The 24,033-nt window shown below is 35.5% G+C and carries 20 protein-coding genes and 1 other annotated feature; of the genes, 17 read left to right on the top strand and 3 right to left on the bottom strand.

Going from position 1 to position 24,033, the window contains the following annotated elements; translation table 11 throughout:
* Positions 1-88: 88 nt before the first annotated feature.
* Complete coding sequence (locus tag OEV98_RS11710) at positions 89-2,920, bottom strand: transglycosylase domain-containing protein (RefSeq protein ID WP_263073468.1); 2,832 nt, start codon at positions 2,918-2,920, stop codon at positions 89-91.
* A gap of 188 nt (positions 2,921-3,108) precedes the next feature.
* Positions 3,109-3,348, top strand: a binding site (T-box leader).
* An 85-nt stretch (positions 3,349-3,433) separates the two neighbouring features.
* Here OEV98_RS11710 and tyrS point away from each other — a divergent pair.
* The 4 genes from tyrS to OEV98_RS11690 all read left to right on the top strand — a co-directional run bounded on the left by tyrS (position 3,434) and on the right by OEV98_RS11690 (position 7,755).
* Positions 3,434-4,696, top strand: a complete 1,263-nt coding sequence (tyrS, locus tag OEV98_RS11705; protein WP_263073467.1) for a tyrosine--tRNA ligase — start codon at positions 3,434-3,436, stop codon at positions 4,694-4,696.
* A 194-nt stretch (positions 4,697-4,890) separates the two neighbouring features.
* Positions 4,891-5,946: a fatty acid desaturase gene (locus OEV98_RS11700; RefSeq protein WP_263073466.1), complete on the top strand. Its 1,056-nt coding sequence runs from the start codon at positions 4,891-4,893 to the stop codon at positions 5,944-5,946.
* Positions 5,947-6,032: 86 nt separating this feature from the next.
* Complete coding sequence (locus OEV98_RS11695; RefSeq protein ID WP_317633809.1) at positions 6,033-7,139, top strand: sensor histidine kinase; 1,107 nt, start codon at positions 6,033-6,035, stop codon at positions 7,137-7,139.
* A 16-nt stretch (positions 7,140-7,155) separates the two neighbouring features.
* Positions 7,156-7,755, top strand: a complete 600-nt coding sequence (locus tag OEV98_RS11690) for a response regulator transcription factor (RefSeq protein ID WP_263073465.1) — start codon at positions 7,156-7,158, stop codon at positions 7,753-7,755.
* A 63-nt stretch (positions 7,756-7,818) separates the two neighbouring features.
* Here OEV98_RS11690 and rpsD read toward each other — a convergent pair whose 3' ends face one another.
* A complete protein-coding gene (gene rpsD / locus OEV98_RS11685) occupies positions 7,819-8,421 on the bottom strand; it encodes a 30S ribosomal protein S4 (protein WP_263073464.1) in 603 nt (200 codons plus the stop codon).
* A gap of 532 nt (positions 8,422-8,953) precedes the next feature.
* Here rpsD and OEV98_RS11680 point away from each other — a divergent pair.
* Positions 8,954-10,804, top strand: coding sequence for a sensor domain-containing diguanylate cyclase (locus tag OEV98_RS11680; protein WP_263073463.1), 1,851 nt, complete (start codon positions 8,954-8,956; stop codon positions 10,802-10,804).
* A 65-nt stretch (positions 10,805-10,869) separates the two neighbouring features.
* Here the strand turns inward: OEV98_RS11680 and OEV98_RS11675 are convergent, their stop codons facing one another.
* Complete coding sequence (locus OEV98_RS11675; RefSeq protein ID WP_263073462.1) at positions 10,870-11,358, bottom strand: GAF domain-containing protein; 489 nt, start codon at positions 11,356-11,358, stop codon at positions 10,870-10,872.
* 184 nt (positions 11,359-11,542) lie between these two features.
* Between OEV98_RS11675 and refZ the strand changes: the two genes are divergently transcribed.
* The 12 genes from refZ (at position 11,543) to OEV98_RS11615 (ending at position 23,902) form a co-directional block, all read left to right on the top strand.
* Positions 11,543-12,148, top strand: a complete 606-nt coding sequence (gene refZ / locus OEV98_RS11670) for a forespore capture DNA-binding protein RefZ (protein ID WP_263073461.1) — start codon at positions 11,543-11,545, stop codon at positions 12,146-12,148.
* A 267-nt stretch (positions 12,149-12,415) separates the two neighbouring features.
* Positions 12,416-14,122, top strand: a complete 1,707-nt coding sequence (ezrA, locus tag OEV98_RS11665) for a septation ring formation regulator EzrA (protein ID WP_263073460.1) — start codon at positions 12,416-12,418, stop codon at positions 14,120-14,122.
* A gap of 234 nt (positions 14,123-14,356) precedes the next feature.
* Positions 14,357-15,502 (top strand): cysteine desulfurase family protein, encoded by a 1,146-nt coding sequence (locus tag OEV98_RS11660; RefSeq protein WP_263073459.1) that lies wholly within the window; start codon positions 14,357-14,359, stop codon positions 15,500-15,502.
* 2 nt (positions 15,503-15,504) lie between these two features.
* Positions 15,505-16,713, top strand: a complete 1,209-nt coding sequence (gene thiI, locus OEV98_RS11655; RefSeq protein WP_263073458.1) for a tRNA uracil 4-sulfurtransferase ThiI — start codon at positions 15,505-15,507, stop codon at positions 16,711-16,713.
* Between the two features lie 164 nt (positions 16,714-16,877).
* On the top strand, positions 16,878-17,078 hold the full coding sequence (locus tag OEV98_RS11650; protein WP_263073457.1) for an alpha/beta-type small acid-soluble spore protein: 201 nt from the start codon (positions 16,878-16,880) through the stop codon (positions 17,076-17,078).
* Between the two features lie 214 nt (positions 17,079-17,292).
* The gene (locus OEV98_RS11645) at positions 17,293-18,891 is read left to right on the top strand and encodes an amidohydrolase (RefSeq protein ID WP_263073456.1); all 1,599 of its coding nucleotides are present in this window, start codon (positions 17,293-17,295) and stop codon (positions 18,889-18,891) included.
* Positions 18,892-18,912: 21 nt separating this feature from the next.
* Positions 18,913-19,923: a signal peptide peptidase SppA gene (sppA, locus tag OEV98_RS11640; RefSeq protein ID WP_263073455.1), complete on the top strand. Its 1,011-nt coding sequence runs from the start codon at positions 18,913-18,915 to the stop codon at positions 19,921-19,923.
* A gap of 10 nt (positions 19,924-19,933) precedes the next feature.
* Complete coding sequence (locus OEV98_RS11635; protein WP_263073454.1) at positions 19,934-20,494, top strand: RDD family protein; 561 nt, start codon at positions 19,934-19,936, stop codon at positions 20,492-20,494.
* Positions 20,495-20,848: 354 nt separating this feature from the next.
* Entirely contained in the window at positions 20,849-21,535 is a 687-nt protein-coding gene (locus OEV98_RS11630; protein WP_263073453.1) for a DUF2953 domain-containing protein, read from the top strand.
* A gap of 15 nt (positions 21,536-21,550) precedes the next feature.
* Positions 21,551-22,033: a GerW family sporulation protein gene (ytfJ, locus tag OEV98_RS11625; RefSeq protein ID WP_263073452.1), complete on the top strand. Its 483-nt coding sequence runs from the start codon at positions 21,551-21,553 to the stop codon at positions 22,031-22,033.
* Positions 22,034-22,257: 224 nt separating this feature from the next.
* Positions 22,258-22,758, top strand: a complete 501-nt coding sequence (gene tpx, locus OEV98_RS11620) for a thiol peroxidase (RefSeq protein WP_263073451.1) — start codon at positions 22,258-22,260, stop codon at positions 22,756-22,758.
* A 154-nt stretch (positions 22,759-22,912) separates the two neighbouring features.
* A complete protein-coding gene (locus OEV98_RS11615) occupies positions 22,913-23,902 on the top strand; it encodes a class I SAM-dependent methyltransferase (RefSeq protein ID WP_263073450.1) in 990 nt (329 codons plus the stop codon).
* Positions 23,903-24,033 lie beyond the last annotated feature (131 nt).

The raw sequence follows: 24,033 nt of genomic DNA, 5'->3' as shown, positions 1-24,033 counted from the left end.
AGTAATAGCTAATTAAATGTAAAAAAGCATAAAAGAACCGAGTTCTCATAATCGAGTAACTCGGTTTTTTTGCGATTTGTTTGCTTTATTATTCGTTCTTTTCATCGCCAGGTGGTAATACAGGAATAATGATGCCCCTATCGCCACCATCTTTAGGTGGTGGATCAATCGTTATACCATCGTTGACAATGTTGGAAAGTGCCGATTCTTTTCCAGCGATATCAACTGCTGTAACCGCATATTGGCCATTTCCTGGTAGTTGATAGGAAAGAGAGGAATCGATGGGAATACTTCCGATTCTTTCACTCTTTTGTCCATTATTGATTCGGTATACATAATATCCAATGACGTCTGTTTCGGAATGTTTATTCCATTTAATGGAGCCGTTAGCTAGTGATATGGTTATCGCTGCTGGGGACTTTCCATTGTCCTCTATTTTGGCGTCTGGCACAATAATTTTCGACCATTTACTACCATCATGGATTAATTGACTGTAATCCTTTAGATTCGGTGCTATTTGTTTAATAAAATCTGGATTTAATATAAAGCCAGTTTTGGCAAATTCGTCTGGTGTAGAATCTAATGCTAAATAGCGTTTTTTATTAATCGTGACATATTTGCCTTCCACTAAGCTATTATCCTTTTCCTTTGGTGCAAATTCAGATATGAAATAATCAGTAGCAGTCAGCCCTGCTTTTTCACATGTATCAGAAGCTAGCATACCTGAAACAGAACAATAGGTTCTTTGAACAATCCCACCAGGCATATTAAATCGTTCACTTGCATTAATCAAATCAGGATTAACGTCATAGGCTGCATTCATTAGCTGTGCCCATAATTGTAAATGTGCCCTCGTATCACTCGTAATTTCTTTTGGTGTGTCGTATCCCATCCATATTCCCATTGTCACGTTTGGATTAAAGCCTACAAAGGAAATATCCTGAGTATTTTGCGATGTACCGGTTTTACCAGCAAAATCACTGGAAAACTTCAATAAACCTGGAATCGTTTTTGCTGTTCCACTCGAGATAACATCTCGCATCATATCAATCGTCAAATATGCTGCTTGCTCGGAGAACACTTCTACTGGCTCGCTCTCATGCTGGTACACAACATTGCCATCACCGTCGACAATCTTTTCAATCATGTAAGAATCGACAAATTTACCGCCATTTGCAAAGGTTGCATATGCATTCGTATTTTCTTCCACTGTCACATTAGGTGCACCAAGTGCAGCAGATAAATATTTATAATCTTGCCCTTGTAAGGAAGTTATCCCCATTTTATCTAAGTACTCGAACGGATCACGGTCGATCGTCTGTTGCAATAAATTTACAGCTGAGACGTTATAGGAATTAGTGATTGCCTCCCTTGCCGTTACTAGACCATAATATCGATTACTAAAATTGTTTGGCCAAGGGTCTCCGCTATCTCCTTTTAAGCCAAGGTCGACATCGGCGATAACCTTTCCAGGTGATGCAAGTCCCATATCAATTGCAGGTCCGTATACAAGCAAAGGTTTCATCGTTGATCCATTTGGACGGCCACCTTGAGTCGCATGATTTTGGTTTTGTTTCTCAAAATCACGTCCACCAACAAAACTGATAATTTTTCCGGTGTTATTTTCAATTAGCATCGCACCAACTTCCATTTGCTGTTGCATGACTGTTACTTTACCGGTTTCCTCATCAGTCATCTCTTGCGGCTTATCTGGTCCATAATTTTTAAATTTCTCGACAATTTCTAAATGCTTCTCATAAACGTCTTTATCAATTGTTGTATAAATTTTATAGCCGTTTTGTCGTAAATTTTTATATGCTATTGAAGAATACCGTTCCTTCAATAGCGCGCTACCTGCAATATCTTCTTTGCTGTAGCCATCTTTTTCATAAGCTATTTGCATTAGTATTTCAATTGCTCTTCGTTCACTTTCCATAGTTAGGTATGGATATTTATCCAAAATCGTTTTTTGTGGGGGGATAAAATCTTGGACAATATCATATGCTAATGCATCTTCGTATTCTTGCTTTGTAATATCCCCATGCTCGTACATTCTCGATAATACTACCTTTTGTCTATCTAATCCAGGTTGTAAATATTCCGCTTCCTTAACGGTAGCATCCCTTGTAAAAGGAGTGTATCCATTTGGGCTTTGTGGAAGTCCAGCAATATAAGCCGCTTGTGGTAAATTTAAATCCTTTGCTTCTACCCCAAAGATTCCTTTCGCAGCAGCTTGCACACCAGCAATATATTGTCCGGAAGAGTTTCTACCAAAACTGGAAACGTTTAAATATGCTTCAAGAATCTCATCCTTGTCAAAAAACTTTTCTAATCGTAGCGCAATTAAAATCTCATTTGCTTTCCGTTGAAAGGAAACTTCATTCGTTAAGATTTGGTTTTTGACTAATTGCTGTGTTAAAGTACTACCTCCAGATTGGACTGCTGAATTCGTAAATTCTTGAAATAGTGCACGAAATACAGCCTTTGGAACAACACCATTATGTTCTCGAAAATTTTCATCCTCTGTGGCAATAATTGCTTTAATTACATAATCAGAAACATCCTCTATCGATACTTCTTCACGTATAATATCGGATCGGAGCGTTCCTAGCTCTACATCATTTGCGAAATATAGCTCCGATGGTGCTTCATAGTTATATATATCTTTTTTTAATTCATCATATGTCCGCGGCTCCTCGTCCTTCACAAGAGACGCGAAATAGCCTGCACCAACCCCGGCACCTAGTGACAAACCTAAAACAAATAATATCGAAAAAATTAATATAAGATTCCAAATTACTGAATATGTTATGCGGAAAGCTTTTGCTGTTTTTTGATTTAGGATTGCATCTTTAATAGGTTTGATTTTTTTAAAGATTGGTTTGACTTTTTCAGAGAAATTTTCCCAGTTATTCTTCATTCACATACCTCCCAGAATCACATATTATTATAGCATACAATGTTTTTGATTCCTCTACTTTTTTCATCCGACAATACTTATGAATGGAGAACTAGAAGAAGAAAATCGATAGGATAGATTCCATACGTATATTGATATTTGACATGTCTATTGTTATGTGTTAAAAATATGATTAACAATTTCATAACATTTTAGCTATGAAAGGAATCAGTAGTTTTTCTATCCCTGTTTCAGAGAGCTGGTGGTTGGTGCAAGCCAGTACAAATAGATAAGACGAATTACCTCCTGGAGCTTTCACTGGGAACATTGGGTATATACTTGGATTTTTTTCCAGACCATTAGTAGCAGTGAACGGAAAACCGTTAACGAATTAAGTGGAGGAAGTAATTCCTCAAGTTGGGTGGTACCGCGATTTAATCGTCCCTTCGAACATTGTTCGAGGGGACTTTTTGTATTTTCGAAACTTTTTTGTTTCGCGAAAAAAATTAAGGAATAGTAAGGAGTATAACAAACATGAATTTATTAAAGGATTTAGAATTTCGCGGCTTAATTAATCAAATGACAGATGCAGAAGGCTTAGATAAGCTGTTGAATGAGGAGAAGGTAAAGCTATATTGTGGATTTGACCCTACTGCAGATAGCTTACATATTGGTAGCTTATTACCAATTCTTACTCTCCGTCGTTTTCAAATGGCAGGACATCATCCTATCGCACTTGTGGGTGGAGCAACTGGTTTGATTGGAGACCCAAGTGGTAAAAAGGCGGAGCGGACGTTAAATTCGAAGGACATTGTCGTCCATTGGAGTGAACGAATTAAAGAACAATTATCACGTTTCCTAGATTTTGATAATAGTGAAAACCCTGCAATGATAGCAAACAATTATGACTGGATTGGCAGCATGGATTTAATTACCTTTTTACGCGATATTGGAAAGAATTTTGGCGTAAATTACATGCTTGCGAAGGATTCGGTACAATCGAGAATCGAGTCAGGTATATCCTTTACCGAATTTAGTTACATGATTTTGCAATCATTGGATTTCTTAAATCTATATGAAAAGCAAAATTGTCGTTTGCAAATTGGTGGAAGTGATCAATGGGGAAATATTACAGCAGGTCTTGAACTGATTAGAAAAACAAATGAGGATGCAAAAGCTTTCGGGATGACAATTCCATTAGTTACGAAATCTGATGGTACTAAATTCGGGAAAACAGAAGGTGGAGCAATTTGGTTAGATGCAGAAAAAACATCTCCATATGAATTTTACCAATTTTGGATCAATACCGATGACCGCGATGTAATTAAATACTTAAAATACTTTACGTTCCTATCCGAAGAGGAAATTAACACATTGGAAAAAGCTACACAGGAAGCACCTGAACAACGACAAGCACAAAAGGCGCTAGCAGAGGATTTAACAAAGCTAGTTCATGGGGAAGAAGCATTACAGCAAGCTATCCGAATTTCAGAAGCTTTGTTTAGTGGAAATATTAAAGAGTTAACGGCTGCTGAAATTGAGCAAGGGTTTAAAGACGTACCTGCCTATACAAATGAAGAAGAAACCGTGAACTTAGTAGAATTGCTTGTCCAAGCAAAAATCTCTCCATCAAAACGTCAAGCAAGAGAAGATATTCAAAACGGTGCAATTTACATTAACGGAGAACGCATAACAGACTTGCAGCATGTACTATCAGAAAATGATAAAATTGAAAATAAATATTCAATTATCCGAAGAGGAAAGAAAAAATATTTCTTAATTAAATCTGTTTATTAATAGGAAAAATCTGTCAAGGTGAACCAACTACTTTGGCAGATTTTTTTTATCATGCTTATTTTTACTTCATTAGCGTTTAAAAAATTATAAACTATATGACAATTGTCATATAATCTCCTTGACGTTTATGACTTATAATCCTAAAAAAATCTGCCTAAAATAGAAAATATAGTAATGTTTTTTAGGAGGAAAATATGAAAAAAGATAAAGAAAAAACAGCGTTGTTAAGAAAAAGTGTTGCCCCTTTTGCCAAATCTGAAACAAAAGCAGGTATTATCCAAATGATAAACTCCGTCGTCCCATTTTTTCTTCTTTGGTTTCTTTCATACCAAAGCCTGTCCATCTCAATTTGGCTTAGCTTAGTGCTATCTGTCATAGCTGCTGGCTTTGTAGTAAGGATATTCATCATTTTCCATGATTGCACCCACATGTCGTTTTTCAAAAACAAGAAGGCAAATAAGATTGTAGGCACAATCACTGGTATCATCACTCACTTTGCTTTTGAAAAATGGAAACGGGATCATACCATTCATCATGCTACCAGCAGTAACCTCGATAAACGGGGAACTGGAGATGTTTGGGTAATGACAGTTGAAGAATATATTTCTGCATCACCAATGCTTCGATTAGGATACCGCTTCTATCGGAATCCGATTGTAATGTTTGGATTTGGTCCGCTATATTTGTTTTTATTACAAAATCGGTTTAATCGTAGAGGGGCTAAATTAAAAGAAAGATTAAACACATATTTAATAAACGTCTCGATTGCGGGGATCTATACGTTATTAATCATGACAATTGGCTGGCAGGCGTTTTTAATTGTTCAGCTTCCTATTATGCTTGTGGCTGGTTCACTCGGAGTTTGGCTATTTTATATACAGCATACATTTGAGGATTCATATTTTGAAAATGAAGAAGAATGGGATTATGTAAAAGCAGCTGTAGAGGGAAGCTCTTATTACAAGCTTCCAAAGGTGTTAGAATGGATAACCGGAAGCATTGGTTACCATCATGTTCATCACTTAGCTCCAAGGATCCCTAACTATCATTTGGAAAAAGCACATGAATCTACACCACCTTTGCAAAAAGCAACAACCATTACGTTGTCATCAAGTTTGAAATCCATTCGTTTCCGTTTGTATGATGAGGCAAATAAGATGTTTATTAGCTTTAAAGAATTTCAGGAACTTGAGCGGAAGAATAAATCTGTCAGTATTCACACAAACCGTCCAAATCTGCAGGAAAAATAATATGGTTATGAAAACCCCTTCAATGTAAATAGGGAGGGGTTTTTTGCTATACTTAGAAAAAGAATGAATGGAATTGGGGGAATATTGTGCAAAATTGGTATTATTTATTTACAAAAAGTACAGGGCTAACGATTTATGCTTGGGTTATTTTTTGCTTTCTCCCTTTTTACTTTGTTATTCGAACTTCATCATCGACAGAAATTATCATTGGAATCGCTTTGATTGCATTGTTCTTTTTGACCTATCGATTAGCGTTTGTTAAAAAGGGATGGACAGTTTATGTATCCATCGTAATTGAAATGATCATATCGATAGGAATGACTCTTTATTTTGGCTATGTGTATTTTTCTCTCTTTTTAGCCTTTTTTATCGGGAATGTACAGCAGAAATCAGGATTTATTACATTATATGTTGTTCATCTTGTGACTATAGTTGTTTCTATTATTTTAGGTTTTTTCACTCATGAGCAAATCTTTTTGTCGCAGCTACCATTTATTATTATTAGCTTTATTGGCGTCATTTTATTGCCTTTCAGTATGTATAATCGGAACAAACGTGAAAAACTGGAAAAGCAGTTGGAGGATGCAAACAAGCGGATTTCTCAGCTTATGGTGATTGAGGAGCGCGAGCGTATCGCACGTGATCTTCATGATACACTAGGTCAAAAGCTTTCTCTTATCGGTCTAAAAAGTGATTTAGCCGGAAAGCTGATAGAAAAACAACCTGCCAGAGCGAAAAAAGAAGTGAGGGATATTCAACAAACAGCTCGAACGGCACTAAAAGAGGTACGAGAAATGGTTTCGACAATGAAAAGTACGAAATTAAAGGATGAAATCATACGGGTTAGGCAAATGATAGAAGCAGCAGAAATGACTTTGAAAATTGAGGGGAAACCAAATATCGATTCAATTCCATTATTTGTTGAACACGTGCTTTCGATGTGCTTAAAGGAGGCTGTGACAAATGTAGTAAAGCATAGCAAAGCAACTTTTTGCGAAGTACAATTTATGCAGTCTCCTAGCGAAATCATCATTAATGTTATGGATAATGGAATTGGGATTCCGGAAACAACGGATTCTTTTATAGGGAATGGCATTTCTGGAATTAAAGAGAGACTGGAATTTGTTAATGGCAGTCTAGAAATTGATTCGTCGAATGGAACTGCAGTCACGATAAAAGTTCCTCGTGTGTAGGAAGGGAGCGTAAAATATGATACGAATCGTTATTGCTGAAGATCAGCGTATGCTGCTTGGAGCTTTAGGCTCCCTGCTAGACTTGGAAGATGATATGGAAGTTGTAGGAATGGCTAAGAACGGAGAAGAAGTCATCCGGCTCGTGAAGGAAGAGAAGCCTGATGTATGTATTATGGATATTGAAATGCCTGTCATGAGCGGACTGGATGCAGCAGAACAGTTAAAAGATGATAAATGTAAAGTGATCATTTTAACAACGTTTGCTAGATCCGGATATTTTGAACGGGCTAGGAATGCAAAGGTGAGCGGTTATTTACTAAAGGATAGCCCAAGTGAGGAACTGGCAAATTCGATTCGGATTATAATGGATGGAAGAAAAATATACTCTCCTGAACTAATCGATCTTGCCTACGAAGAGGAAAATCCGTTAACCGAACGAGAAGAGCAAGTAATTAAGCTTATTGCGGATGGAAAGACAACGAAGGATATAGCGAAAGAATTATATATTACGACAGGGACTGTCCGAAATTATGTATCCGTTATACTAGATAAACTTCAAGTAAGCAATCGAATCGAAGCAATCACAAAATTTAAGGAAAAAGGCTGGTATAAGTAGAATAAAATAAAAACCCTAGAATTTTCTAGGGTTTTTAAAATGGCTAAAATTAACGGTTTAATATTAACGAGAGTAGAACTCAACGATTAGAGATTCGTTAATTTCAGCTGGTAATTCAGAACGTTCTGGTAAACGAGTGAAAGTACCTTCTAATTTATCTGCATCAAATGTTAAGAAATCAGGTACGAAGTTATTTACTTCAACAGATTCTTTAATGATTTGTAGGTTTGCAGATTTTTCACGTACAGAAATTGTTTGACCTGGTTTTACAGAGTAAGATGGAATATCTACGCGACTACCATCTACAAGGATATGACCATGGTTAACAAGTTGACGTGCTTGACGGCGTGTACGAGCCAATCCTAAACGGTAAACTAGGTTATCTAAACGAGATTCTAGAAGAACCATGAAGTTTTCACCGTGAACACCTTTCATTTTACCTGCTTTAACGAAAGTGTTATGGAATTGACGTTCGTTTAAACCGAACATATGACGAAGTTTTTGTTTTTCTTGTAATTGCAAACCATATTCAGAAAGTTTTTTCCGTTGGTTTGGACCATGTTGCCCTGGGGCATATGGACGTTTTTCTAATTCTTTACCAGTTCCGCTTAGTGAAATACCAAGACGGCGGGAAATTTTCCAGCTTGGACCTGTATAACGAGCCATGAATAGCTCCTCCTTTAATGTTTTTATTTTGGTAAAATAAAAACAGATGTAAACATTATTTACTGCCATTTTGTTTTCCTGTACCATCGCCCTAGCAGCAGAGGGTTACACGATACAACATTGAATAAAGGAAGGAATAACTCCTTAAGGAAACTGTTACGTGACAAACGGTAGCCACGTCTTCATTCAAGTAAACAAAATGTACAAATAAACTGTATACATAGGCTGCAATATTTTACACAAAGAATATTATATGAAATTATTGCAATAAAGTCAACTCACTACAAAAATATTAATCGCCTTTTAAAAAATAGCAAGGAAAAATATATCCAATAATCAAACAAATACGGGAAATCTTCATTTTATTATGGTATAATATAGAGGTCTTTTTGAAGATTTACTTAAAGTATGTTATTTATGTTTGCATATCTACTAATTTTTCCTCTCTATATATGGAAAACGTTTTACATAGAATAAATCGCGTGTATATTTTTATTACTGGCCGTACTAAACGAATATAGGTGATGCAAAAATGGATCAATTCGAATCATATTTATTACTACAATTTAAAAGTGAAATATTCGAAAAGTTAGACATATATAATGAAGGTATTTTGCTAGAAAAAAATGTTCAAAGTTTAATCAAGCTAATAGAACAATATTTTCATGTGGAAAACGTTCAAATCTTAGTGAATCGAAAAACATTAAAAGAAAATCAACAGCTTTTAATGTCGAATGCATTAAACGCATTATCGTTTTTTGATGAATGGCAGATGGAAAAGTTTTTTACGGTCCGCGATGATATTGAAGATCAATATCTAATTAGTCATCATGCAAAGTTTAATAAAAAATTACTCTTAAAAAATAGTAAAGGAATTATAAAAGGTGTCCTACTACTACAATGTCCACAAGAGCAATTAACATATTCTGCGCAATTTTGGGATATTCTAGCCCAATCCATATATCAATATTTAAAAAAACTACTGCAGATCATGTTCATGGAATATGAGAAAAAAAAGTATAAGCAATTACAGCAATTCACTAATTTATTTCATTCTTCAATGGATATAAATGCAGTACTTTCGGAAATGAACCGATCATTAAACGAAATTTATCCATCCTTCGAATATTTATTTTTACTAGCAAATGATCACGTATCGGAAAGAAACTTACCAATTCAACCGTTAGATTATACGAAAAATGATACTGCAGCTATGGAGGCATTTTTAACAGGTACCATTCGAATAGAAGATGATATGGAGAAAAAGCAAACGCTATTATATTTCCCGCTAAAAGGAAGACAGGGAATTTACGGTGTCCTTAAATTAACTGCAAAGGATTCGATTATGATAGCAGATACTGATATCGATTTTATTTCAATCCTAGCCCAAACAGCAAGTAATGCTATTGAAAATGCCCATTTGTATCAGCAATCGGAACAACTAGTCGTAGACTTACGATTAATTTCAAAAGTTTCAAAAGAGCTTAATTCTAATTTGCGCTTGTCCGAAATTGTCCGTTATATTGTCGAAGTTATGCGCGAATCGTTTAAAGCAAATGAGGTTGCGTTTGTTCTATTAAAAAATAATAAAATGAATGTATTCCCTGAAAGCACTACATACTTTAATCAGCCAGAGTGTAAAGGGATATTACAATTTATAAAAAACCATTTTGATACGCTTCAAGAATCCGTGTTTATAGGTAATTTTCATTTACAGGAAAATAATGATACAAGAAAATACTCCTCTATTATGGCAGAACCGCTGAAAAAGGATGGGGCTGTGATTGGCTTTGCAATGGTAGTGCATGAACAACCTTATTATTTTTCTTTTAATACATTTAAACTATTTCAATCATTGACACATCACTGTTCCTTAGCCTTTACGAATTCTCTTCTACGGGAAGAGCTAGAGGAGCTTGTAATTACGGATTACTTAACAAAGCTGTATAGTAGGGAATATTTAGACGTAAATATTAAAAAATCTTTAGAAACAGATGAAATGGGAACATTCCTGTTATTGGACATTGATAATTTTAAAATTATTAATGATACTTATGGTCATCATGTTGGGGACGATGTGTTAATCCAAATTGCAAAAGTGATTAAGGATAATTTGCAGGAGGGAGACATAGCGGCACGATGGGGCGGAGAAGAAATTGCCATTTATTTAGCTAATCGATCGCTAGATGAAGGGTATATGTTCGCTAAGCAACTGGTTGATTTAACAACGAATTTTACGAATCCAATTGTCACGATATCGTGTGGTGTGTCCTATTGGGATAAGGAATGTGCTGATACAGCATTAAATATTTTTAAACGTGCAGATGAAGCACTTTATGAAGCAAAAACAGGTGGGAAAAATCAAGCGGTAGCTAATCGATAAATCAGAATGATTAATATTAAAAAAGCGGGCATGTGGAATAGACCACTGCTCGCTTTTTGTCTGATTTAGTTATTTATATAATTGATTAAAATTCCAACAAATTTTTCTAAATACGCTTTATCGATTTCATCAAAACGATTTTTTTCCGGACTATCGATATCTAGTACACCAATCACTTTATCGTTTTTAACAAGCGGTACAACAATTTCAGACTGACTTGCCGCATCGCAAGCGATATGACCAGGAAATTGATTGACATCTGCAACGACAACTGTTTCTCTCGTTTGTGCAGCTGTGCCACAAACACCTTTTCCAAATTTGATACGTACACATGCTGGTAAACCCTGGAATGGTCCGAGCACAAGTTCATCTTGCTCATCGGTTAAGTAAAATCCAACCCAATTCACACGATCCAAAAATTGATTTAAAAGTGCGGAGGCATTACTTAAATTAGCAATCATATTTTTTTCATCTTCAATTAATGCTTGTAGTTGTTTTAATACTAATTGATAATTTTCTTCTCTTTTTCCGGAATAGTTTTCGACTGCAAACACGTGAATTCCCCCTAATCTTCTATTTTTCATCCCATTTTAGCAAAAAACGGTAGAAACTGTCGATATTTTTTTAAAGGATAGAAAAAATGCGTACCGAATTATTTCTATTATATAGGAACTTTCGTAAATGTATAAGTAAATGCTCTTATGAATTCATCAAAAAGGAGAGAAAGGGGAAGCTTACGTGACGAAACCAACGATTGTAAAGGACAAAATTTTTGAAGCAGCTATTTCCTTATTCAATTCAAAAGGATATGCGGATACATCGATACGTGATATTGCGGCTAGTGCTAAGGCAAATGTTTCAACAATCTCCTATTATTTTCATAATAAACAAGGATTATTAGAATATAGCTTTGTCACCTTTTTTGAGCCATACACTCAATTGCTAGAAAAAGGTTTAGAGCAATTAGAGGTAGATGGGGCATATGTTTGCCTAAAAAATACGGTGAATAAGCTAATGGAATATCAGTATAAACATTTTACCTTAACTCGCTTTATTTGGAGAGAGTTATCAATTGATAAACAAATTGTCCGTGAACTGATGTCAACTTATTTTATGAGAGAACGCCATTATTTCCAAAAGATAATGGAAGCTGGTGTCCAATCAGGTGAATTTAAAAAAATTTCTTCACGATTGTTCATTATTCAACTAAAAGGAATGATGACCATGCCTTTCTTAAATAGTATTTATATGGCAGAGGTCTGGAGCGTCTACTTTCAAGAACGATATTACTTTGAAAATTATAAAAAACAAATTAATGATTGGATAGAAAGTCTTTTAGTATAAGTACGTTTGTTATTTTGAAATTGCTGGCTACCGTTATACAAAAAATGTCATTCGATATTTAAAAGGTAGAGAATTGGGAAACCAATTCTTTTTCTATTGGAGAAATTTTTCGACATGGGAATCCAAGATTTTAAGAAAAACTAGTAAAAAAATGAAAATTATAGTCAAAAATTGTCGTTCTCATGGTATCATATAAGCATTAATAAGATTTTACATACCAAAAGTGGTAGTAGATATAGTGTCAGGTTATGGAACAGGGGGCAGTTTATGGAATACGTAATAGGTATTATCCTTTTTATTATTGCATTAATTATCATCGGATTTTTTGTAAAAAAGAAATATTATTCGGTGATTGATCGGCTAGAATCGTGGAAAATTGAAGTAATGAATCGCCCTGTTCTGGATGAAGTAGGTAAAATAAAACAACTCAATATGTCGGGTCAGGCAGAGGAATTTTTCGAACGGTGGCGAAAGACTTGGGATTCTGTGGTAACGGTTGAGCTTCCAAATGTAGAAGAATGGTTATTTGATGCAGAGGAATATGTTGATAAATTCCGTTTTAATAAAGCGAAGGAAGTTTTTTTACAAATTGAAACAACGTTAAAGCAGGCGGAAGCAAAAATAGATGAAATGGTAGTAAAACTAAATGAGCTAATCGGTAGTGAAGAGAAAAACCGTGAAGATATTTTAGAATTGCAGGAGCTCTTTAAAACGATGAAGAAAAATCTGTTAGCTCATCGTCATGCATATGGGAAGGCAGCAGGACCGTTAGAAGAAAAGCTGTTGAACACTAATAATTTATTTGCCGGATTTGAAGAATCAACAAATGCAGGAAATTATTTAATAGCAAGAGAAATTGTTCTACAGCTTCGTGAAGAATTAACGATTATCCATGAACGATTAGAAAAAATACCGTTCCTATTAAATGAAACGCAAAATATTATTCCAACAAGCTTAAGGGAAATTAAAGATGGTATTAAGGAAATGACCGAATCCGGGTACCAATTAGACCATCTAGGTATCGAAAAAGAAATGGAACGGTTAGAGAAGCAGCTTGTTTCTTATCGCGAATTAATTGCAAAGACAGAAATTCATGAGGTTGTCGAAGGCATAGACGATATGAAAGATAGTCTCGATATCATGTATGACTTATTAGAAAAAGAAGTCGATGCAAAAAAATTTGTTACAGAAAATAGCCAGGAAGTACAAAATTCTGTGACTAAATTACTCACTACTCATGAGCACTTGCAAAATGAAGTAAATATGGTAAAAATGAGCTACCATTTATCCCATGCAGATGAAGAAATTTTAGAAGAAATGAATAAGCAAGTTGAGTCATTAAAAAATTCATTAGCGATTATTTTTCTTCAAAATGAGGATAAAGCATTAAATGCATATTCAGTGATAAAAGAAAAATTAGAAGTAATGATTGCAGAAATAACGGAACTGGATAAAGAACAACAACGATATATGGAAATGTTAAATGATCTTCGGAAGGATGAAATTGATGCACGCGGGAAAATATTAGAGTTGAAAATGAAGGTTCAAGAGACAACTCGCTTAGTTAACCGGAGCAATGTCCCGGGGATCCCCAATAATGTTGAAATCCTGTTTTTAGAAACAGGTGAAGCAGTGCAAGAATGCTACCGGTATTTAGACGAAAAGCCGCTATCCATGCCTGCAGTTAGAGAGGCGTTAAATAAAGCAGAGACTAATGTCGAGAAGCTTTATAAACAAGTAGAAGAAATGATAGAAAATGTTTACTTTGTGGAGAGAATTATTCAATACGGTAATCGTTATCGAAGAGATTACCAGCATATCGACGAAAGATTAAGCAATGCGGAAGAGGCGTTTCGCCGGTTTGATTATCATCTTGCACTGGAAGAAGCGGCAGCAGCAGTAGAGTCTGTTGAGCCAGGTGCATTAAAGCGTATTGAATCCATTTTAAATGAGGAAATGAAGCAAACAGTTTAAATGAATGAATAGAAAATGGGATAATCACCACTTAGGGATATCCCATTTTTCTTTGCGTAAAGTTCATTGAACAATGCAGTTATATTTCAACATAACGGATTCCATCCATTGATACTAAGTTTTATTATGGAGTTATTTGCAATTTTTCTGTATAATGTTCCAATGGAAAAAAATTACGAGAGAAAATTCCGCTAAGGAAATGATAGTATAACAATGTTACGGGGAGGGAAACACATGATTTATTTTGATAACAGTGCAACTACGAAGCCAAAAAAAGAAGTAGTAGACACATTTACAAAGGTTGCAACAGAATATTATGGAAATCCATCCTCCATTCATAGTATCGGTTTGCAAGCAGAAAAGCTTTTAATGCAGTCAAGAAAGCAAATCGCCACATTATTAGGTGTGAAAGACCATGAAATTATCTTTACTTCTGGAGGAACAGAAGGAAACAATATGGTTCTGAAAGGTGTAGCTAGCCAATTTCAAGGAAGAGGAAAACATATCATCACATCTGCTATCGAGCATCCTTCGGTTTCGAATGCATGTGAGCAATTAAAACGAGATGGTTTTGAAATTACCTATTTACCGGTAGATAAAAATGGACGAATCCATGTAGAAGATGTAAAGAAGGCAATCCGTCCTGATACAATATTAGTTTCGGTCATGCATATTAACAATGAAGTTGGTACGATTCAACCAATTGAAGAAATTGGAAAATTATTAGCGAATTATCCGAGAATCCTTTTTCATGTTGACCATGTTCAAGGAGCAGGAAAAATACCACTAGCTTTCCATGATATTCCTATCGATTTTGCAACATTATCAAGTCATAAATTTCATGGTTTAAAAGGTACTGGTGCAATATATATCCGAGACGGAGTAAAGCTTGACCCATTATTAGCTGGAGGAAATCAGGAAAGAAATATTCGCAGTGGTACAGAAAATGTTGCCGGTATCGTGGCAATGGCAAAGGCTCTACGTATATCAATGGAAAAGCTGGACGAAAAAGTAGCGAACATGCAAAAAATAATTGCTTATTTACGGAATGAATTGGCATTAATAGATGATGTTGAGATTCATACGCCAATCGAATATACTGCACCACATATACTAAATTTTTCTGTTCTAGGTTATAAGGCAGAAGTACTTGTTCACGCTATTGCCAATCATGAGGTTTATGTATCTACGACAAGTGCTTGCTCGTCTAAACGAAATGAACCATGTAAAACATTGCTTGCAATGGGTGTAGATGAAGAGCATGCATCTTCTTCCATTCGGATTAGCCTATCGTTTGATAATACGATGCAGGAAGCAAAGGAAGCTGTAGAAGCAATAAAAACGAGTATAGAAAAGCTGAAATTAGCAATGAGGAGATAAACATGATATATGATCAAATATTAATACGTTATGGCGAAATTTCCACGAAAGGGAAAAATCGTACGTTCTTTGTGGATAAATTAAGAAGAAATTTAAAGTATGTTTTAAATGAATATAAAAATATTAAGATCCGTGCAGATCGTGATCGTATGTATATTCAGCTAAATGGAGAAGAGTGGGAAAATATTGCAGGTAAATTGCAAAAGGTATTTGGTATTCAATCCTTTAGCCCAGTAGTAAAAGTTAGTAAAGATATTGAACAGGTGAAAGAGCAAGCATTGATCATCTTTCAAAAACTACAAGCATCAGGAAAAACATTTAAAGTATCCACGAAACGATCAGATAAAGAGTATCCATATGATACAAATGAGTTAAATTATTTACTCGGTAGCCATTTACTACAAAATATTGATTCATTAACAGTAGATGTGCATCATCCTGATTTAGAATTAAAGGTCGAAGTCCGCAAAGATGCCATTTATTTAACCTGTGAGGTTATTAAAGGTGCTGGTGGTATGCCAGTTGGTTCTAGCGGAAAGGCAATGCTCATGCTGTCTGGTGGTATAGATAGCCCTGTTGCTGGATATTTATCGATGAAACGTGGATTGAAATTAGAGGCAGTACATTTTTATAGTCCACCATTTACTAGCGAACGTTCCAAACAAAAGGTATTAGATCTTGGGAAGAAATTAGCTCAAGTTAGTGGGCAATTTATTATTCATATTGTTCCATTCACCGAAATCCAACAATTAATTCAAGAACATGTGCCAGAAAATTATACGATGACAATCACAAGAAGAATGATGCTTCGAATTACAGAAGAAATTAGACATAGACAAGAGGCGCTTGCAATTGTAACAGGAGAAAGTTTAGGGCAAGTGGCGAGTCAAACATTAGAGAGCATGTTTACCATTAATGAGGTAACAAATACGCCAATTATTCGACCGTTAGTAACAATGGATAAGAATGACATTATCGATGTTGCACGGGAAATTGATACATTGGAAATATCCAATCGCCCGTATGAAGATTGTTGTACCGTTTTCACACCAGCACAACCAAAAACAAAACCAAAAAGAGAAAATGCCCATAAGTATGAAGGCTATATGGATTTTGAAGCTTTAATTAAAAAGGCAGTAGAAGGCGTTGAAACAATTATTGTAAATGCAGGTGATAGCTTAGAGCAATCAGAATTCAGCGATTTATTTTAAATCAGTCCTGAAACTGGAGGAAAAAAATCGCCATTTTGTACGGATTCCCTATGAAAAAGATAGGAATTGTTTTTCTTTGCCGTTGTTGCTAACATTTTCCTAGCTATGTTGTGAATGATTCTTGTGGATTTGCACATTCTAATATCACAAGGAGGTGATACAACATGGCAAACAGCAACAACAGTAATCAATTACTTGTACCAGGAGCAGAACAAGCTCTAGAACAAATGAAATATGAAATCGCATCTGAATTTGGTGTAAACCTAGGTGCTGAAACAACTTCTCGTGCTAACGGTTCTGTTGGAGGAGAAATTACAAAGCGTCTAGTATCAATGGCTCAACAATCTTTAAGTGGTAAATTCTAATTAAAATATATGATGGATTATCGGACGGGGGTTTTTCCCCGTCCATTTTAATTTTTACAAAAAACCGCAACAATTATTCTCCTCTATTTTCCATCTACATCTAATAAAAACAAAAATTTTCATCCTGTTTTAAAGTAGCTTTGTTCATTGTTCTCTTAATGGATAACTGTTAAAATTTTATTTAGTTGGTAATTTTCTAAAAAGAGGTGGAGACATGGCACAGTTATGGTTCAACGGGAATATTTATACGATGGTAAAACCAGGGGAAAGGGTAGAGGCAATTGTTACAAAGGATGGTTTTATTGTCGCTACAGGAAATAAACAATCGCTTGAGCAGCAATTTGGTGCAACAATCGACCAATATATGGATTTAAAAGGAGCCACAATGCTTCCAGGATTTGTGGATAGTCATATGCATTTAATTGGCTATGGGGAATCACTGTTACGCTTAGATTTATCAAAAATGACATCGAAGAAGGACATTTTAGCAGCGGTAGCAAATAAAGTTAGTACTCTAGAGGAGGACGAATGGTTAGTTGGAGAAGGCTGGAATGAAAATCTTTGGGAAGATAAGACGATTATTACAAAGGAGGAGCTTGATGCCGTATCCGGTAATCATCCAGTTGTATTAAAACGGGTTTGTCGCCACGCATTGGTAGGTAATTCCAAAGCTTTAAAACTAGCTAATATACATAATGAAACTACAAATCCGTCAGGAGGAATAATCGTAAAGGATGCCTCAGGGAATGTGACGGGGTTTCTAAAAGATGCAGCACAGGATCTTGTTTTAAAAGTAATGCCTGCATACACGATAAACTATTTGAAAAAATTGTTGAAAACCGGGATCGAGCATTGCTATCAATTAGGATTAACAGGAGCACATACAGAGGATCTTAACTATTACGGTAGTTTTCAAAATACATATTCCGCATTTAAAGAAGTAATAGAGGAGAATGAAGTATTATTTCGCTCACATTTATTAATTCATCATGGGGTAATAGATGAATGGAAAGAAAGCGGACATACATATTTAAGTGGGAGTAGCTTTGTCCAATTTGGACCAATGAAAATTTTTTCTGATGGCTCGTTCGGTGGGAGAACAGCACTATTAAGTTTTCCATATGCTGATGATCCATCTACTAATGGGGTCGCAATTCATACATATGAGCAATTACAGCAATTAGTGAAAAAGGCTAGAGAATATAAAATGCCAGTTGCGGTACATGCGATTGGAGATTTATCGTTCCGGTGGGTATTAGATGCTATTGAAAAGCATCCGTTAACAATAAATGGTCGTGACCGTTTAATTCATGCGCAAGCATTACAAAAAGATATGATTGAACGGATGAAGCAGTTGCCAGTTGTGTTAGATATTCAACCACGGTTTTTAGCATCTGATTTTCCTTGGGTAATGGATCGAGTAGGTGAAGGAAACATAGATTATTTTTATGCATGGAAGACATTAATTGATGCGGGCATTCATTGTGCCGGTGGGTCTGATGCCCCTATTGAAGATGCTAACCCACTGTTAGGTATTCATGCGGCAGTTACTAGAACGATTCCAGAAGATTCTAGTGCTACAATTTACGGTCCAGAGGAAAGATTATCCATGTATGAGGCAGTATCATTATTTACGACAGGCAGTGCCTATGCGGTATTAAATGAACAGCAGCAAGGATTAATAAAGAGTGGCTATTATGCGGACTTTACGATTTTAGATAAAGATATTTTTACGATTTCAGCTAGCGAATTGTTAACAGCGAATGTACAAATGACAGTTATCGCTGGAAAAATTGTATATCAATCAAAATAAACTAGGCTTTGGGGGTCAATTATGAATGGAAAACGTTGGGCTGCACTCGGAATAGCTGCAGCTGTACTATTAGTATCTGTAGTAGTTTCAGCTTTTAGCTCTTTTTTCTTAGGAAATGGAAAAAACTCTTTAACTGCATTAATGGATTCTGATTTGCCATTTTCCGAGGAAATAGTAGAGGATGGTGATTTGCAAAGAAAGATCGTAGTCCTTGAATTAAATGGGACGATACAAGATACAGGAGATTCAGATGCCCTTTTTAGCGCTGGTGGCTATAATCATCAGCTATTTATGGAAAAGTTAAATGCGATAAAAGACGATCGTACGGTACGAGGGTTAATTTTAAAAGTAAACTCACCAGGTGGTGGAGTCGTAGAAAGTGCCGAAATTCATGATAAATTAGTAGAAATTATTGAAGAAAAGCAAAAGCCGGTCTATATTTCAATGGGCTCTATGGCTGCTTCAGGTGGCTATTATATTTCAGCACCAGCAACGAAAATATTTGCTAGTCCAGACACTATCACAGGTTCACTTGGTGTAATTATGGAAAGCTATAATTATGCAGAGCTTGCGGAGAAATTAGGAATTGATACAGTTACGATTAAAAGTGGTCCATATAAGGATATTATGAGCGGTTCAAGAGAGATGACTGCTGAAGAACGGGCAATTTTACAAGAAATGATTGATAATGCCTACAATGGATTTGTAAAAGTAATAGCAGACGGCAGGGAAATGACAGAGGAAGCGGTTCGACAAATTGCAGATGGAAGAATTTATGACGGTAGACAAGCATTAGAAATTGGGTTAATCGATGAATTCGGATATTTAGAAGATGCGATAGCTGCAATGAAAAAGGAAGAAAAACTAAATAATGCGATGGTAGTTAAATATCAAGATAGTACTCTTGGTTTAGGGTCATTATTATCCTTCGCAGCAAAAAATATTACCGGAAAAGATGCAAATAGTGCACTAGTTGAAGCATTAATGACGCAACGGAATTCTCCAAAATTAATGTACTTGTATTCGGAATAGGAGGGGAAGTATGGATAATAACAAAAATAATGAATCAAGTAATCCCACCACCCCGAATGTGCCACTGGCTAATGAGGTCCTTACTGATTCCATGACGATGAAGTATCCAGACAAGACCGCTACGGCATCTAACCTTGATATAACGGTGTATGCAGGCTTTTGGATGCGTATTTGGGCATATATCATCGATTTAATGATTATCGCAGGATTATCTGCAATTATTGTAAAACCAATCGCAACAATTCTCAATTGGCCAACATCAGCTGGGATATTTTCACTATATAATATTGCGAATGCGATGGTGTTTTATAGCTATTTTGTTTTCATGACAAAAGGCTTCCAGCAAACACTTGGGAAAATGATTTTCGGATTAAAAGTAATCCCATTAAAAGAAGAAAAATTATCTTGGGCAACGGTCATTTTTCGCGAATGGATTGGGCGCTATCTTTCCGTATCGATATTTATTTTATATATTCTTGTAGCATTTTTACCAAAAAAACAAGGATTACATGATATATTTGCAGATACAACTGTTATACATGAACAATATATAAAGAAGGCTGTTATTTAAAGGGAATTTTCTAAAGGATTGCCGTTATTCAGTGATTAAAAATATTGAATGAACTGCAGAGCAGACAGAAGACACGGAGACTCCACGAAAACAGAAGCGTCAGATTAGTCCCTATGCTCAGCAACTGGCCAAACAAGAAAACAGAGGTATTCAGTCTGCAAACATACATAGCTATAATCAATACGAAGCTGTCTCACTGCTGTTAGTAGAACATTAACGGTAGTGAGGCGTTTTTTTTCATGCATTCATTTCCCATCACTATTAAAGAAGTTATACGTTATCATTTCTGTACCCAATCAGGTTTATTATTCTTTTTCTGTGACGATACTAGATGGCTGAAAGGTTGTGGGAAACTTGATAATATATTGGATCATTTCAGTACTCATTTTATTACTCCTACTTATCGTCTTATCAAAAGTAAAAGTGGAAATAGTCTATACCTTTAAATCTAAAGAAAATCATTTAGAAATCAAAATGAAAGCATTGTTTGGGCTGGTTCGAATCCAAAAGAAGTTACCATCCGATAAGCAAGCGGAAAATGGAAATAATGGAGAGGAGAAGGAATCTTCCCACAAATATACTACTATTTCGGATAATAATGACATTACAGAGGATGAATCATTAAAATCGATAATGGGTGTAAATGGGATTATCGAACATATTCCGAAACTTTATCGAATCATAAAGAAATTATTAAAAAAGGTACAAATTAAACATTTTGAATGGATGTCTACCATTGGTACAGGTGACGCAGCCAATACTGGAGTAGTTGCTGGACTTGGTTGGGCAATTAAAGGAAGCTCCCTAGGAATTATTAGTAACTATATGACATTCCGGACGAATCCAATTATCAATATTACGCCAAATTTTCAACAAAAAATTTCTGAAACATATTTAACATGCATGTTTCAGCTCAGAATAGGGCATGCTATTGTCGCAGGAATAAAGCTTTTTAAATATTGGTTTACGAAAATGCGTAAATCCAAGGCAAACAATCATGCAAAGGTAAAAGATTTGCCGAAGGAAGATCAATCAGTGTAAACAGGAGGGATTCATATGTCTGATCATCCGATACAAGGACTAATGACAACTGCGATGGAAAATTTAAAAGAAATGATTGATGTCAATACGATTATTGGCGATCCAGTAGAAACACCAGACGGTAGTGTAATACTAACTGTGTCTAAAGTAGGCTTTGGATTTGCTGCAGGGGGATCCGAGTTTAGTGTCGAAGGATCTCATTCTGGTGAAAATAGCAAGCTTCCTTTTGGTGGCGGTAGTGGTGGCGGTGTTTCGATTACACCAATTGCCTTCTTAATTGTAAACAGTCAAGGTGTTCGTATGCTACACTTAGACGAAAATATCCATTTGTATGAAAAAATACTAGATGCTGCTCCAACTGCAATGGATAAAATTCAACAAATGCTTTCAAAAAATAAAGGAAACAATTCATCTAATCAAGATAATCAGAGTGGTGGAAACCAGACACAAAACGGTTCCAATGCCAATTCTGGACCAAAGGAAGAATTTAATATTTAATCGAACTTCTCATGATTTCTATAAATGTTCCATTTTCCGATGCATGTTTAGCATCGGTTTTCCTATGTATAGACATATACAGTTACCTACTATGGAAAGACTAAATGGTTTTTATTACGTAAAAATTGCAATAGTAAAGCTGATATTTTTGCAAATTGCGATAAGAATTCGTATGATAATGATATACATAGTAAAAGTGTTAATTAATTTAGGAGGGAAATCATATGACAGCAGTTACTTTTAAAGGCAACCCAGTAACATTAGTAGGATCAGAAGTAAATGTAGGAGATAAAGCACCAAGTTTTACCGTATTAGCAAATGACTTAACAGAAGTTTCACTAGAGGATTCAAATGGTTCTGTACGGTTAATTAGTGTAGTACCTTCGATTGATACAGGTGTATGTGATGCACAAACTCGTCGGTTTAATGAAGAGGCTTCTAAGCTCCCTGGTGTGAAAGTATTAACGATAAGCTGTGATTTACCATTTGCACAAGCACGTTGGTGTGCAGCTGCAGGAATTGATAATCTTCAAGTGTTATCCGATCATCGTGATTTATCATTTGGAGAAGCATATGGTGTACACATGAAAGAATTACGTCTACTAGCTCGTTCTATATTTGTAATTGATTCATCTAATACAATTACATATAAAGAAATTGTTAGCGAAGTCGCTACTCATCCGAATTACGAAGCAGCAATTGAAGCTGCTAAGCAAGCGAAATAATCCGCCTTTCTTAAAGGTGAAAGCTTAAATGCTTAAAAACCTCGAAATTTCTCGAGGTTTTTTCACTTTACTAGAGAAAAAAGGAAAGTTACTTGTACAGATAGATAAAACATACTACAATTATCTATTAGGGATTAGCGTTAGGAGGATTACAATGAATGCAACACCAGTTGAATTATTATTTAAAGCAATAGATGAGAGTGCTACTATTTTAAAACAAGAATTGGACATATCCTATTTAGAAGCTTTGGCTGATAGTGGAGAAAATATTTTTCAAGACGAGGTAGTGGAAGCAGTACACGTAAGTGAGTTAGCTAAGAAAAAATTAAATAAGCTTTATTATGAAATAAATAAAATGGCATTTTCCCGAGAGGATATGCGAAAAGCATTTCAACTTGCTTGCTTGAAAGGAATGCGAGAAAATGTTCAGCCGAACCATCAAATGACCCCAGATACGATTGGAATATTTCTAAGTTATTTGATCGGCAAATTTATGGAAAATACTTCTGCCTTTACACTTTTAGATCCAGCAATTGGAACGGGGAATTTAGTTACAACGGTGCTCAATCATCTGGAACATTCCGCCATTGAAACGTTTGGTGTGGATGTTGATGATTTGTTGTTAAAGCTTTGTTATGTAAGTGCCAATTTACAGGAGCACTCGCTGCATCTATTTAACCAAGATAGCCTTGAACATCTTCTCGTTGATCCAGTCGATGTCGTTATTTGTGATTTGCCTGTTGGCTATTATCCAAATGATGTGCGAGCAAATGATTATGAACTAAAAGCAGAAACCGGTCATTCCTATGCCCATCATTTATTCATTGAGCAAAGCTATCGGCATACGAAAGATGGTGGCTATTTATTCTTTATTATTCCTAATGGATTATTTGAAAGTCCAGAGGCACCGAAGCTTCATAGCTTTATTAAAGACAATCTTGATATTCAAGCCTTAATTCAATTACCAGAATCGATGTTTAAAAATAAAAATGCGTCGAAAAGCATTTTTGTGTTGCAAAAGAAAAAGGATGGGGTAAAGCCACCTAAAGAAGTATTATTGGCTAATTTACCATCGCTAAGCAATAAACAAGCAATGCAATCCATTATTTCCAAAATTGATTTGTGGATAAAGGAAAATAAATAATCGTAGCTAGCCTATTTAAATGATATTTTTTTAGAAAATGAACTCCTTAATTAATTTGACCGTTCTATACATATTGTTGTTTTTGTATTCAGTCTGTTGTAGCGGAATATACAATTATTCCCAATTTCATT

The organism is Perspicuibacillus lycopersici, from assembly GCF_025660475.1.
In the GTDB taxonomy this organism is placed as follows: Bacteria; Bacillota; Bacilli; order Bacillales; family Caldibacillaceae; genus Perspicuibacillus; species Perspicuibacillus lycopersici.
The sequence above is the reverse complement of the archived record's forward strand: the minus strand, read 5'-3'. Positions and strand labels throughout refer to the sequence as shown.